General features: G+C 51.1%; 12 protein-coding genes. 9 read left to right on the top strand and 3 right to left on the bottom strand.

What is annotated here, in order from left to right; genetic code table 11:
- The first annotated feature begins 236 nt into the window (after nt 1-236).
- Both BCF53_RS18575 and BCF53_RS18570 read left to right on the top strand, forming a co-directional pair.
- Nucleotides 237-881: a hypothetical protein gene (locus tag BCF53_RS18575; RefSeq protein WP_132704183.1), complete on the top strand. Its 645-nt coding sequence runs from the start codon at nt 237-239 to the stop codon at nt 879-881.
- 242 nt (nt 882-1123) lie between these two features.
- Nucleotides 1124-2473: a ferredoxin reductase family protein gene (locus BCF53_RS18570; RefSeq protein WP_132704181.1), complete on the top strand. Its 1350-nt coding sequence runs from the start codon at nt 1124-1126 to the stop codon at nt 2471-2473.
- Nucleotides 2474-2673: 200 nt separating this feature from the next.
- Here BCF53_RS18570 and BCF53_RS18565 read toward each other — a convergent pair whose 3' ends face one another.
- Nucleotides 2674-3690, bottom strand: a complete 1017-nt coding sequence (locus BCF53_RS18565; RefSeq protein ID WP_132704179.1) for a permease — start codon at nt 3688-3690, stop codon at nt 2674-2676.
- Between the two features lie 154 nt (nt 3691-3844).
- Between BCF53_RS18565 and BCF53_RS18560 the strand changes: the two genes are divergently transcribed.
- Together BCF53_RS18560 and BCF53_RS18555 are read left to right on the top strand one after the other, a co-directional pair.
- Nucleotides 3845-4114, top strand: a complete 270-nt coding sequence (locus BCF53_RS18560) for a hypothetical protein (RefSeq protein ID WP_132704177.1) — start codon at nt 3845-3847, stop codon at nt 4112-4114.
- Entirely contained in the window at nt 4115-4516 is a 402-nt protein-coding gene (locus BCF53_RS18555) for an ArsR/SmtB family transcription factor (protein ID WP_132704175.1), read from the top strand.
- Between the two features lie 146 nt (nt 4517-4662).
- Here the strand turns inward: BCF53_RS18555 and BCF53_RS18550 are convergent, their stop codons facing one another.
- Both BCF53_RS18550 and BCF53_RS18545 read right to left on the bottom strand, forming a co-directional pair.
- Nucleotides 4663-5367, bottom strand: a complete 705-nt coding sequence (locus BCF53_RS18550; protein ID WP_132704173.1) for a response regulator transcription factor — start codon at nt 5365-5367, stop codon at nt 4663-4665.
- Complete coding sequence (locus BCF53_RS18545) at nt 5360-7057, bottom strand: sensor histidine kinase (RefSeq protein ID WP_132704172.1); 1698 nt, start codon at nt 7055-7057, stop codon at nt 5360-5362. The genes BCF53_RS18550 and BCF53_RS18545 overlap by 8 nt, the downstream gene beginning before the upstream one ends.
- A 186-nt stretch (nt 7058-7243) precedes the next feature.
- Here BCF53_RS18545 and BCF53_RS18540 point away from each other — a divergent pair, with 186 nt between their 5' ends.
- The 5 genes from BCF53_RS18540 to BCF53_RS18520 are packed head-to-tail and all read left to right on the top strand — an operon-like array spanning nt 7244 to nt 13202.
- Complete coding sequence (locus tag BCF53_RS18540) at nt 7244-8536, top strand: efflux RND transporter periplasmic adaptor subunit (protein WP_132704171.1); 1293 nt, start codon at nt 7244-7246, stop codon at nt 8534-8536.
- A gap of 4 nt (nt 8537-8540) precedes the next feature.
- Nucleotides 8541-9215 carry an ABC transporter ATP-binding protein gene (locus BCF53_RS18535; RefSeq protein WP_132704169.1) on the top strand — a complete coding sequence of 225 codons (675 nt, stop codon included), beginning with the start codon at nt 8541-8543 and terminating at the stop codon, nt 9213-9215.
- Nucleotides 9212-10624: an ABC transporter permease gene (locus tag BCF53_RS18530; RefSeq protein WP_132704167.1), complete on the top strand. Its 1413-nt coding sequence runs from the start codon at nt 9212-9214 to the stop codon at nt 10622-10624. Before BCF53_RS18535 ends, BCF53_RS18530 begins: the two co-directional genes overlap by 4 nt.
- 9 nt (nt 10625-10633) lie before the next feature.
- Nucleotides 10634-11926, top strand: a complete 1293-nt coding sequence (locus BCF53_RS18525; protein WP_132704165.1) for an ABC transporter permease — start codon at nt 10634-10636, stop codon at nt 11924-11926.
- Nucleotides 11919-13202, top strand: a complete 1284-nt coding sequence (locus BCF53_RS18520) for a TolC family protein (protein WP_132704163.1) — start codon at nt 11919-11921, stop codon at nt 13200-13202. The genes BCF53_RS18525 and BCF53_RS18520 overlap by 8 nt, the downstream gene beginning before the upstream one ends.
- Nucleotides 13203-13597 lie beyond the last annotated feature (395 nt).

Here is a 13597-nt window from a genome sequence, read left to right as displayed (position 1 = left end):
GGAAGGCAGCGCTCAACCGGTTCATGATTGAATTTGAAGAGCGCTTGGAAGATTATTTATAAACCTTGCAGTTACACAGAATTAATTACAGGGTCTCCGTGATCGGGTTTGTGGATAGATATCGTGTTTTTCGTCAAACTCAACTTGCTGACGCCATTAGTCAAAGGGTCTAGCTTCATCGACCTAATTAATCTGCTTTATTTCACTACTAAATCCTTTATTTACAAGGAAGCAATTTGAACACCACAGAAAACCCCTTCAAAAAAATCGGATACGCACTGATCGTTATTGGCATCGTCGATATCTTATTCATGATTTACTGTATCAGTAATCGCATCAACTACTCATCCAGCTTTAATATCTTCGCGGTAATCTCAGGTATCCTGCTGGTTAAGGGCTCGGTAAGAACCGCAAGATTCCTGCGCGTAGCCACAGGCTTTTTGGTCGCGTCGTTTTTAGGAATGTTTATAGTGTCGCCTTTCCTTCAGCCTTTGGATCTGACAATGCTGAACTTAAAGCTCAATACTTTTAAAGTGATCGGGCAGTATTTAATAAGTGCAGCGCTACTGGCAATACTTATATGGGTTCATCTTTCACTTTCAGGTAAACAGGTGTTATCTGCATTAGCAGAGGCGGGTTATAAGACCGGCAGGCCCAAAATAGCCTACGGTTTGGGCCTGGGCTTTGTCGTGTTGATGACCATTATGATGAACTTCTTTTTGGTTGAAGAAAAACAGATGGCTATAGAGTTAGCCAAACAAAATGCCGGTGAAACTATGAAAGGGCATGTGAGTTCTATTTCGGTATCCGGTGATCGAGGTGCCGCAACAGTGATTTTATACGACGATAGCTCGAAAAATTATGTCACGGTTGATTGGTAGCTTAGCAAATAAAAACGATCTGGTTCAGTGCTCGGTTAAGGGAATCAGTAGATCAGGTCAATCGTGGTAATTCATGGCCCACTAGCTCTCACATTTGCTGAATTTCTCCCGTGAAATAGCCCCTCGGCCCAATCTCCAACATTCCCCATAAACCATCCACAGTTCTTGCATTTTTGACCGTTACTTTGGCTGCCAGTTAACGCTTACCTAACAATTGCCCAGCGTAGGGATAAGGTCAAAATATGCTCAAGAACATAAAACTAGCCTTCTGGGGAGGGCTGACAGCACTCACCGTGCTCTGGTTGGCTGCAAACCTGCCATTTTCAGCCGGTACAGATTTCATTGCCATTCGGGATTTATTCCTTCAGTACTCTGGTGTTATTGCCATTGGGGTTATGAGCATTGCTATGGTGCTGGCAACCCGACCTAAATTCTTAGAACCGTTGCTCAACGGTTTGGATAAATCCTACCGTCTGCACAAATGGCTGGGCATAACCGGGCTGGTTATGGCTATTTTGCATTGGGCCGGTAAAAACGCGCCTACCTGGGCGATCTCTTTAGGGCTCATGGAGGCACCGGAACGTGGTAAGCCGCCAATGATCGGCGGAGAAGACGCTGTATTTTCTTTAGAGCAGCTGTTTTTAGGCTGGAAGCATCTTGCTGAATCCATCGGTGAATGGGCTTTTTACGCCGTGGTCGTGGTGATCGTGTTAGCGCTGGTTAAACGGTTTAAGTACAAGTGGTTTGCAAAAACGCACCTAATCATCGCTGTAGCCTATTTGGCGTTGGTCGTTCATGCCGTCATCCTGTTCGAATATGCATTGTGGTTATCGCCATTGGGCTTTGTTATGGCATTGCTGCTGTTGGCAGGAACGATTTCGGCGGTCATTGTTTTATTACGCCAGGTGGGTAAACGCCATAAAGTAACGGGTGTTATTGAAGAGCAAATTGAGTTCAAAGAAATGAACATCATGGAAACGACGCTTAAACTGCAACCGGGTTGGTCTGGCCATAAGGCTGGTCAATTCGCGTTCGTAACTTTCGATAAGAAAGAAGGCGCTCACCCCTTTACCATTGCGTCCTCCTGGGATGACTCCAGCTCGCGCATTACCTTTATCACCAAGGCGTTGGGTGACTATACCGAGCAGTTACCAGAAGAGCTTAGGCTCGGCCAACATGCTGTGGTTGAAGGCCCCTATGGTGGCTTCACCTTTGAAGATACTGCAGAACGACAAATCTGGATTGGCGGCGGTATAGGTATTACCCCCTTTATTGCCCGCATGAAAGAACTGGCAGCATCGGGCAACAAGCAACAGGTTGATCTGTTCCACAGCACAACAAAACTGGCCCCCGAAGCACTAAGCAGGCTGGAGGCCGATGTTAAAGGCTCGAATGTGAACCTGCATTTACTGGTTGAAGGCGAAGACGGGCTGTTAAGCGGTGAGCGATTGCGTTCCATGATACCGGATTGGAAATCCGCCAGTGTCTGGTTCTGTGGCCCATCCGGCTTTGGTAAAGCCATTAGAACGGATTTGGTTCAGCAGGGCTTGGAGCCAAAGCATTTCCATCAGGAATTATTTGAAATGCGCTAAGCCCGGTTTAAAACCAGCGCATGGGGCTACAACCCTTGCTGTGAATCTCTCAGTTATGAAGATGTTGTTGAAGCCGCTTGTGCAGGAGACTACGGTTGGTTTCAGCACCCTGCATAAAAGCGACACTCTGTTTAACACTGAAAACCCACGAATTGCGGGTACCTTGGCCTGATCACTAATCAGGCCAAGGTATGCACTAATCAGATGACATACTGAAATAGCAGGCCCGCAATAATGGCCGTGGTTAATACAATAGCCACAAAAGCCACCACTGCTTTTGGTTTAAGTACGGAAGAAACCAGCGCAATTTCAGGCAGGCTTGCACCTGTACCACCCACAATTAATGCCATTGCTGGCCCAAGCCCCATGCCTTTTACAATTAATACGTTCAGCAAAGGGATTGCCATTTCAATACGCAGGTACAGCGGCACGCCAATCACCGCAGCGATCAGGATTGAAAGTATGGTGTCGCCACCGACGTATTTCTCCACCAATTCGGAAGGTAAGTAAGCCGCAGATAAGCCACTGATGAGCGCGCCCAACAGAACGTACGGAATGATCTTTTTAAACAGGGCCAGTGCAAAGCGAAGGGCATTCTGGTTTTTTGTTGGCTGAATCGCAGCCATATTCATATGAAGCGTACCGTTTGCGCTGCAGCTGGTAGTCACTGAGGCCTGAGTTACAGGTTCGGCGCTGCAAGAGGCTTCAGCCGTTTGAGCAGAACAAGCCGATTGGGCCATTGGCGCGGAACCGCATGAAGTGGCGGGCTTGGCTTCCAGTTCTTCACCACGCTTAATTTCATTGCGCCACGGCGTTTTGGTAATCAGCCAGCCACCCAGAACCGCGGCCGTTAGGGTAATGGATAAGTAGGTCAACGTTACCTTAAGCCCAAAGGTGGCGTACACCATGGCCAGTACAATGAAGTTACACAGTGGCGCTGAAATTAAAAAACTGAGGACTGTGCCAAGCGAAACGCCCATCGTTGCCATACCCATTGAAACAGGCACAACAGATGCGCTGCAAAAAGGGGTTAGCATGCCAAACAGTGCGCCAAATATCGGCCCTTGCTTCTCGTGTTTAGAAAGCTTTTGCTGAAGCTTATCTTGCGGAATGTATTCGCGCATAAATCCGGTAAGGACAGAGACAACAGCGATCACAATGATCAGCGCGCCGCCTACATGAATAAACTCATTCAATGCGATTGTTAAATTTTCCATCGTTGCAAAATCACCTTAGTGTCAGTGTGTATTAGATAAATCTAAATTTAGATTTGGCGGAATCATATTTATATATGCGCGAATGTGCAAGTATGAATGTGTGTCGGAATCTATTAGAATCGCAAAATACCCGAGACTCGCTTAAAGGCTGCCAATGAAACTATCGATTAAGAATTTGACGAAGTGGTGTGCATACAGCCACCTGGTTAAGGTTGGCTCCGCCTTAATTAAGGGGGAGGCTATTTCAGAACAAGCCAGAGCAGGCAGAAACATTGCGTTGCTTGGTTTATTTTGCCCATTCTTTTGGTACGCGCTGCTTACCGGTGCGAATAAAGCCGAGCTGGCCTTCCATGCAACGCATTCGGGCGTGGTGATTATGATAGGCTTAGTGCTTATGTTCATCGGTTTGAAAAAAAGGTGTTAGATGGATTTCTCCTATCTGGATGCATTAAAAGCGCTGGCCGAGCCAAACCGGCTAAAACTGTTTTGGCTGTTGATCCATGTTGATCAAAAGGTCACCGTCGCAGAAGCAATGGATGTCACCGGTGAAAGCCAATATAACGTGTCACGCAATCTAAAAATGTTGTTCAAAGCCGGGTTGCTCTCACAAGAGCGACGCGGGAAATGGGTTTATTACACGTTGGCAGAGCAAACACTGCCGCACTGGCAATCACTGGTCGATTCCGTTCGTCAGTTGCCGGGAGAGCCCTTCGCAGAGATAAAAAGCCGCTGTAAAACGCGCTTGGCTTTGCGTGTAAAGGGGGAGTGTGTGGTTGGGCCAAACAGTGATGAGTGGCTACAGTACCTGGCTACACAAACCCAGTAATAAGCGGGGCGGCTAAAACCTTAGCGGCCCTTTTTAATTTATATTCAAATTAAAAGGCATGGTTTGGCGCGAGCATCCAGTCAGCAATCAACCGGCAGGTTTGCCGGCTTATTGTTGGGTTGCACCGTTTTAATGTTTGCCTGGGCTTACTCGGCTTCCTGCAAAAACTTATACCCGCGCCCACGCAGCGTAATTAAATGCCGGCTCACCGGGTTGTCTTCTATCTTTTTGCGCAGCCAGGCAATGTGTACATCCACCGTGCGGGTGGTGACATCGCTGTTATAGCCCCAAACGGCATCGAGCAGTTCATCGCGGCTGAGTACGCGCCCGGGGTTTTGCACCAGGTATTTCAGCAGCCGGTATTCCTGCGTGTTCAGTTCAACTAAGCTGCCGTTGCGGTAAAGCTCCTGTTTGCTGGTATCCAGCAGAAAATCGCCAAAGGGGTATTGGTCGTTTTGTACCGCTGGTTTGGCCGGTGTTTCGGCCTGCGCGCGGCGCAGCAGGGCTTCTACCCGGGCGCTGAGCACGGCCATATCGAACGGTTTGGTCAGGTAATCATCGGCGCCCAGTTTTAAACCCATCACGGTATCGATGTTGGTAGTGCGTGCGGTGAGCATCAGTATGGGGGTGTTAATGCCGCTGCGGCGTAAATCCTGACACACCTGAAAGCCATCTTTGCCCGGCAGCATGATATCGAGCAGAATCACGTCGACGCTATTTTGCCGCGCGTAGGCTTCGCCTTCGGGGCCGTTGTCTTTATGCACAACGCTGTAGCCTTCGCTTTCAAAGCGGTCTTGCAGCATAAAGGCAATGCCGGCTTCATCTTCAATAATCAGTAGGGTTTTAGTCATCGCTGGCCGCACCTAAGGGTAAATCAATGTGAAACTGCGCGCCGTGCTGTTGCGTGCCCAGCTTGCCGGTGTAGGGGCTGTGCAGCGAAACCTCGCCCCCCAGCAGTTTTGTGGTGCGGGCGATCAGGTTAAGGCCCAGGCCACTGCCGGGCCGTTGTTGCTCCAGGCTGCGCTTGCCACGGGCAAAGGCGTCAAATACCTGTTTGTGCTCGTTGCGCGGTATGCCATTGCCGTTATCGGCAACGCCTATGTGGAGCTGGTGTTTGGTGGCTGAAATGTCTAACCAGATAACGCCCGGGCCTTGGTCTGGTTTACCGTGTACCACGGCATTCATTACCAAGTTTTCAATAATCAGGCGAATGGCCTGGGTATCGATATTGATTTGCCGTACCGAGCAATCAATAGAAACGTTAAATTGAATGCCCTGATTGGCGGTTAATTGTTCCAGTGGTGCCAGTACCTCAGAAAAGTAGGCTTCGCAATCTACCAGGCTGAGCTCTACCCGGTTTTGTTGCGGCAGGCCGGAATAGTAAAGCGTGCTTTCAATCATTCGCTCCAGCCGCTTACTTTGCCGGGCAATTTCTTCACCATAGCGGTTGATCGACTCTGGCTTTGAAACAATGCCCGCTTTTAAATTATCTGCCGCAGAGCTTATCACCGTTAACGGGGTGCGCAGTTCATGGCTGACGGTGGCGACAAAATCCCGCTCGCGGTCACGCAGCATTTGCAGTTTGCGTGTTGCCAGCAACAGCACCAGCGCCGTTATGCTGATGAGTACCAGAATGCTGGTACTGACAATACTGTTCAGCAGCCGATGTTTTTTAGCCGTGGCTTTTAACGGGCCTTCCGGTGCGTATATCTGTATCACCAGGCCGCTGCCCGAATCTTCAGGGTGGCTGTCACTGCTGATGGCGTTCAGCACTCGGTCGTAAAAGGCAAAAATATCGGGCGAGTTGAGCAGGCTGTTTTCCGCATTATCCGGGGTTTCCTGTCGGTTGAAGCGGCTTTCCCGGTATTGAAGCGTACCGTCGGCATTCTGCAGCACCGGTACCCGCACACCACTGATCACAGCCACCTCTACTTCTGCAGCCGTTGCAGGGGCCGAGGGCAGTGTGGAGTAGAGCGTTTCGCCGTTATTGACGAGGGTAAAGCCGTAGTTTTGCAGGTTGCTTTTAATCAGCCCAATCGTGTGCTCATTAATAAAGGCGCGTTCATCGATGGTAATCAGGTGAACGGTAAAACGGTTGCCAGAGGGCTCGCCCCGGGTGTTGTTCATTTGCAGCAGCGCCAGCCGGTTATCGGTTTGCAGGCGGTTTATCTGGTGCAGCAGGCTGGTTAAGCCGGATTGGCCGGGCTCTGCGGTTATCAATTCAACAATGGCTGCACGTGGGTCTTCGGCATTGTAAGTTGGCCAGCCCTGATCGTATTCAATGCGCTGGTACTGGCTGAACAGCTCGGCGCTTTCGGGGTTGTTGGCCAAGGCGGCCAGCAGTTGCTCGTGAAGTTCTTTGGCGAGGGTATCCACCGCTTTGGTCACTTCCAGTGCCATGTTCTTTTGCGCGAAATCCAGTTGCCTTTCTGAAGCCTGCGAAACCCAGCCCAGTTGCAAAACACCCAAAACCACCACGCACCCTAAAACGATGGGGTAAAAGAAGATGGCGAGTCGTTGTGTGTTGATTCGGTTGAACATATGAACAGTTTACCTGCTGTATTTGCCCCGATTGTAGACCTTTCAACGCCCGCTAAACACTTGAACCGCGCCAGCGCCATTGAGTTTTTACATTTTTAACATTCGTTTAACACTGCCTTAACTCAACGATTTTTCAGCGTTTTATAGTGAGGTCATCAGAAAAAACTTATAAACCGGGAGTTGGGAATGGCAATTGTTGATCAGGCATCGGTGAAACCGGTGAAATCCAAAAAGCAGAAAAGCCAGGGGCGCATTGCCCTGATCGTGCTGGCGGTGCTTGTCGTGGCGATTGGTATTGCCTACCAAACCCTGCTCAGCGGCGATGGCGGCTATGTGTTGAGCGATTACGATACCGCCTTTGTCACCCAGCAGGATTTGGTACTGACAGAGCAGGCCAGTGGCACCGTGCAACTGCCCAACCAAATTATTGTAACCAGCCCTGATGACGCCTACAGCGGTGCCCTTTATGTCACCCTGGGCGATACCGTCAGCAAAGGCCAGCTGTTGGCCGAGATCGATGTCGATGACCTTGAAGAAGACATCGAAGATTACGAGGCCGAGCTCATTGTGGCGCAGGTGGATCGTGAACAGGTGATTCTGGAATATGAAAACTCCCTTGAAGACAGCGCCTTCGAAATTAAAACCATCAAGCGCGATATCGCAGACCTGGAAGAAGACGAAGCCACCTACATCAAGCTGGTGCAAATCAACAACGCGCGCGAATCTGAGCTGGAAGACATTCAGGACGAGCTGGAAACCAAACGTGAAGAGCTGGAAACCGCCGAGCGTGAGCTGAAGCAGAACAAAGCCATGTATGTCATTAACCTGAAGGAAGCTGAAGCGCTGATCAACCAGAAGCAGCTCAGCTTAACCCGTGCCAGAAACGAGCTGGAAGACACCCGCATTAAAAGCCCGATGGATGGCGATATTCTGGAAATCTCCGATGAAATGTCTGTTTCCGGCAGTACGCTGGATTCCGGTGACGAGCTGTTCACCATTGCCGACCCAACCAGCGCCTTGTTCGATTTATCCATATCTGAAGAGTATGCCGACGATATCGCATTGGGCGATTCGGTTTCGGTGACGGTGGGTTCTTTAAAAGTGATCGGCACCATTACCTCCATTGGCCGGGTGGCTGAAACCTCCGACGATGGCCTGGGCGCTACCGTTTCTGTTGATGTGACGCCTAACGAATACAACAGCAGCCTGCTGCTGGGCTCTACCGCCATTGGCGTGTTCACCCTGGGGGTGAAAGAAAACGCCTTAACACTGCCGCGTGGCTCTTACCTGACCACCGGTGCGCAAAAATACGTTTATGTCATTGAAGGCAACCGCGCGGTTAAAACCACGGTGACCTTTGGTGAAATTGAAGGCAATACCGTACAGGTGTTAACCGGCCTGAAAGCGGGCGACAAAATTATCACTTCTGGCTACCAGAACTTTATCAGCTACGACGAAATTAAATTATCGGGAGAGTAACCACATGATCCGTTTAGACAAAATTCAGAAAAAGTATGATCTCGGTGATACCGAAGTAGCGGCATTGCATGAGGTTTCGTTTGAAATAACAGCCGGCGAGTTCGTGGCCATTATGGGGCCTTCCGGCTCGGGTAAATCGACGCTGATGAACATTATCGGCATTCTCGATAACGCCACCGGTGGTACCTATTATCTGGAAGATTACGACATTACCGCACTGCCGGATAAAGAACAGGCGCGTATCCGTAATACGCACTTTGGCTTTATCTTTCAAAGCTTCAACCTGTTCCCGGAGCTTTCCGCGATGGAAAACGTCATGCTGCCCATGAGCTACGCAGGCGTGGCCTACAACGAGCGGAAGAAGCGCGCAGCTGAGTTGCTGGATCAAGTCGGTTTAAGTCACCGCATGAGCCATTTGCCCACCATGCTTTCCGGTGGTGAACAGCAGCGTGTGGCCATTGCGCGTGCGCTTTCCAATAAGCCCAACCTGATTCTGGCCGACGAACCCACCGGTAACCTGCCCACCGATAAAGGCCAGGAGGTGCTGGATATTCTTACCGACCTGCACAAGCAGGGCACCACCATTGTGATGGTGACTCACAACGATGCTCAGGGCGAAATGGCCCAGCGCGTGATCAATATTCGTGATGGCCTGCTGGCCAGCGAGGTGCGCCGATGAACATGAAAGAAGACCTGACGCTCAGCGTTCGGGCGATGTTTTTGAGCCCGATAGAATCCATGCTGTTGATACTCGGTTTGGCATTGAGTATTGGCGCGACGGCTTCCGGCTTTGGCATGTTTGGTAAAGCGGTTGAAGACGGCAAACAAATGCTCAAGCTTTCAGAGTTCCGTGAAATTGTGGTTCGGCCGAAAGAGTCTGCCGAAGATATGCTGCAGCCACTGGTTGAAACCAGTGAAGACGATGACTTCAATCTGGATTTTGAAGATTTGGATGCCAAGAGTGTTTCACCGGCCATCAGTTACTCCTATATATCCAGCCGCACGCGCCTGCGCATTAACACCTCGGCGCTGTTAGAGCGTATTGCCAACCGCGAACAGCCGCCAGAGGTACAGGCGGAACCACAAACCGAACAATCGGCACAGCCCACGAGCCCGGCCGATGCAGGGCAGGCCCAGGCCGCGCAACCCCAGCAAAGCCAGCCTCAGGATGGTCGGCCACCGGAACCCAGCCTGGAAGATTTAGCCACCGTGGAAGGGCCGGAGCCAACGGTGGATGAGCTGGCCGGCTATGAAGTGAGCGATGAATTTTTCATGGCCATGAACATAAATGCCGCGCAGGGCAGTGTGTTTACCGCACAGGATGTGGCCAACGGCAGCAAGCTGCTGGTTCTGGGCGCTAACGTTGCCGCCACTCTGTATGAAGATGGTGAAGCGGTTGGCCGGCAGATCGCATCCTTTGATCGTATTTACACCATCATCGGTGCGCTGGAAGAAACCGGCACGGTTTACGACGATATGTTTTTTACACCATCAGAACTTGCCAGTGATTCGACCGGCGCGCAGGCAGCACGCGGCCCAACAGGTGGTGGCAATGAATCGCTGCACTTTTCGGTTGATGATGCCACTCAGTTAGAAAGCGCCGAAGCGCAGCTCACCAGCTGGTTCGACAGCATCTACGGCGTTGGCATGGTCAGCATCAGCGTACCGCGCGAAGAAGCCGAAGCCATCATCAGCCGTAATGAAAAGATCGCCATCATTACGCTGGTACTGGCGCTGGCAGGTTTGCTGATCGCCAGTGTGAATGTTTCCAATATTCTGTACAGCCGCACACTCCGCCGACGTAAGCAGATTGGAATTTTAAAGGCGCTTGGCGCAACCCGGCGCGATGTGTTCACCATGTTTCTATCTGAAGGTGGCCTGTTGCTGGTGGTGGGCGCGGTATTTGGTATTGCCATTGTGCTGGCATTCTCGCAGATCCTTTCTTCCGCCAACGGCGAGGGCAGCTTCAATTATTTAGCGGTTGCTTTGGGGGTTTTGGTTTCCAGCATTATCACGCTGGCCTTTACAGTGGTGCCGGCTTTACAGGCCGCAAAAGTTCCGCCGGCTGAAGCCATGCGGGTGGAATAGGAGAACGTTATGCAAGCTTTATTTGATACCCTGGAAAGCATTCGCAAAAACCCGTTTAAATCGGCGGTTACCTTTTTATCTGTTGGTATTGGTGTGGGCATCCTGATTTTTGCGCTCAGCATCAGCCAGTATTTTTCTGAGATGCTGGAAGAAAAAATTAATCAGGGCGGCATAGTGCTGACCGTTTCCAATACCGAGCTGCAAAGCGATGGCAGCTACGACCGCATTCGCCCCGGCGAGTTCGACCTGAACGCCTACAGCATTACCCGGGCCAGCGTCAGCGGTGCTAAAAGCTCGGCAGTGGTGGTTACTGGTGTGTTTGATTCGCTAGTTTCAGAAGGCGATAAGTTTACCCTGCGTTCTGCCGTTGGCGTGAGCGAAGAGTACCTGGATGTTATGGGGCTGGAACTGCTGAACGGTTTACCAATGACAGCGGAAGATGTCACCAAAGGCCTGAAGAAAATGTGGCTCAGCGAAGACGCCGCCGTCATTCTTTATGGCAGTGCCGATGCCGCTATAGGCAAACAGGTGCAAACGCCAACCTCACGTGGCCCCGGCCGGCGCGAAGCCGGAACCACCATTCCGCTTTATACCATTGAGGGGGTTTATAAAAACCCGGATGAGCTGAAGCGCGAGGCTTACGGCATTGGCGATATGTTTGTGCCTTACACCTCGATGATCTCATCCAGTGTGAACTCCGAACGGTTGATCGGCTTTTATTCATCCACCTTTGTATTGAAGGTTGACGGTAACGACAGCGCAGAAGGGCAAATTCGTGATGTTATCGCCAACGAGTATGGCTACGACGCCAACGTCAATGTTTGGGAAGGCACCACCGATGGCCCGTCGACGCTGCTTTCTGAAACGCGGGAATCGGTGCGCCAGGTAACGCTGATCATTAATGTGCTTGGCTTTATTCTGCTGGTTTCCGGTGCCATCGGCATATTAAGCATCATGCTGGTGGAGATTATCGGCAAGAATCGCGATATCGCCATTGAGCGAGCCCTTGGTGCCAGCATTCCGCGCATTGTGCGTAAGTTCTTAACTCAGGCGCTCATTTTGAGTGGCCTTTCAGCCCTGATTGGTATTGCGCTGGCGTACTTCTTTGCGGCACCCCTGGCGCAAACCGTCACCTCAGTGTTTGAAGGCTTCAGCGCCAGTGATGTTCGCGGCAGTATCATCACGCCGGTAGCGGTGTTGATTGGTTTTGCCAGTGCACTGGTGTTTGGTGGGTTGTTCGGCATTCTGCCGCTGCACTCGCTGGTTAAACGACCCATCGCGGAGGGCATTCGCGATGCGTAGTTTAAAGGCTTATGGCGCACTTGCTGTTCTGCTGTTGCCATTTGCGGCATCGGCACTGGCAAAAGATTTGCCGGCGCTGGCGCTGGATGAGCAATGGAATATCGTACAAAGCGACAGCTATGACATGGTGAAGGCGCGTAACGACCTTCGCCTGGCTGCCGACGAGCTGGATATAAAGTGGTGGGATGACGCCGACATTAAACTGACCGGCAGCTCCACCTACGACCTTGACGCGGAAGACAACAGCTATGCCGTAACGCTCGATGCCTCGGTGCCGCTGAACTCTAAACTGGAGATTGGCAGCTCGGTTTCTACCGACGATGAAGCGGAAATCTACAGCACCTACAAGCCCTTTGCGCTGAGTGATATTACGCCGGAAATGGTCGAGGCCTACGAGTTGGCTGTGTTGGCCTTGGAGTACACCCGCCAAGATCTGAAAACAGAGCTGGAAAGCGCCTTTCTGAATTTAGTGACGGCTCAGCAGGAATACGAAATAGCCGAGCTGGATCTGGCAATAGCCGAACAGGTTCTGGAAAGTGTTCGCGGAGCGTTTGAGCTGGGCGAGTCGTCCTCTTCTGATTTGATCGACGCGCAAAAAGACGTGATCGACGCCCGCGAAGACTTGTACGAAACGCTGGTGAGCGTTGCCGAGGCAGAGCAGAGCTATCAGGAATTGCTGGGTGAAGATGTGAATACCGATGTCAGCAATCTGGTGAATTTTCAGGGCTTGCAGGCACTGGTTGAAGAACGGCAGAAATCCATAGAAAGCCTGCAGGATGCCGACGCCAAAAGTGAAGAGCTGCGCACGCTGGCGGTTGAACTTATTTCACTGAAGGCGCAGCTGGCCAATATCTATGATTACGACCCCGATTTAACCCTGGGGGCAAATTACGATATTGACGATGAGGTGTTTACTGCCTCGCTCAGCGTCAACCTTTCTCCGGCCCAGTTCGGCAAGGAGGATCAGGCCGATGCGGCCATGGAAGTAACCCTGAAAGAAATGGAGCTGGCCGATGAAAAGCTCAGCCTGGCTGTACAGCTGAACGTTAACCGAAAGAAGGTCGAAATTGCCGAAGCCGCGCTGGAATCTAACCTCAGTGCTTTGGAGCAGGAAGAGATAAACACGCGGGAAGCGGAATACCTGTTTGAAGTGGGTGAGCGTACGGCCTTAGAGCTAAGCCAGCAACGATTGGCGTTGCAGCTTTCACAGGTAACCACCTTTGTATCGCTGGTGGAGGTGTATCAGGCGCAGAGTGATTTGGCGGAGTTGTTTTAGGGGGCTTTCTCGCCTTGCTATGCCTAGCCAGTGGGCACCTATATGCTGCCGCATTCTCACTGGGTTGCCCGCGAATGCGCAGTGTTGACCGGAATAAATAAACGGGATTCTTTGGAAATTCCACAGTCGTCATTCCGAAATGTCGGACCACCGCGCAGGCGCACTACTGGCAGGAATAAGTAAACGGGATACGTTGAAGGGATTGCAGCGTCTAGCCTCAATGGAAAAATGCACTGGTATGACTCAGCAAACGTACTTACTCAAAGTAATAGAAACACCACAGTCGTCATTCCCGCGAAAGCGCACTACTGTCCGGAATAAATTAATGGGATTCTTTGAAAGGGTTGCAGCCTCTGATTTTAACGGGTAGAACCCTCTGACACGACTCAGAAAAT

This window comes from Reinekea marinisedimentorum (assembly GCF_004341165.1).
Lineage (GTDB): Bacteria > Pseudomonadota > Gammaproteobacteria > Pseudomonadales > Natronospirillaceae > Reinekea > Reinekea marinisedimentorum.
This window is presented reverse-complemented; position numbering and strand designations above follow the sequence as displayed.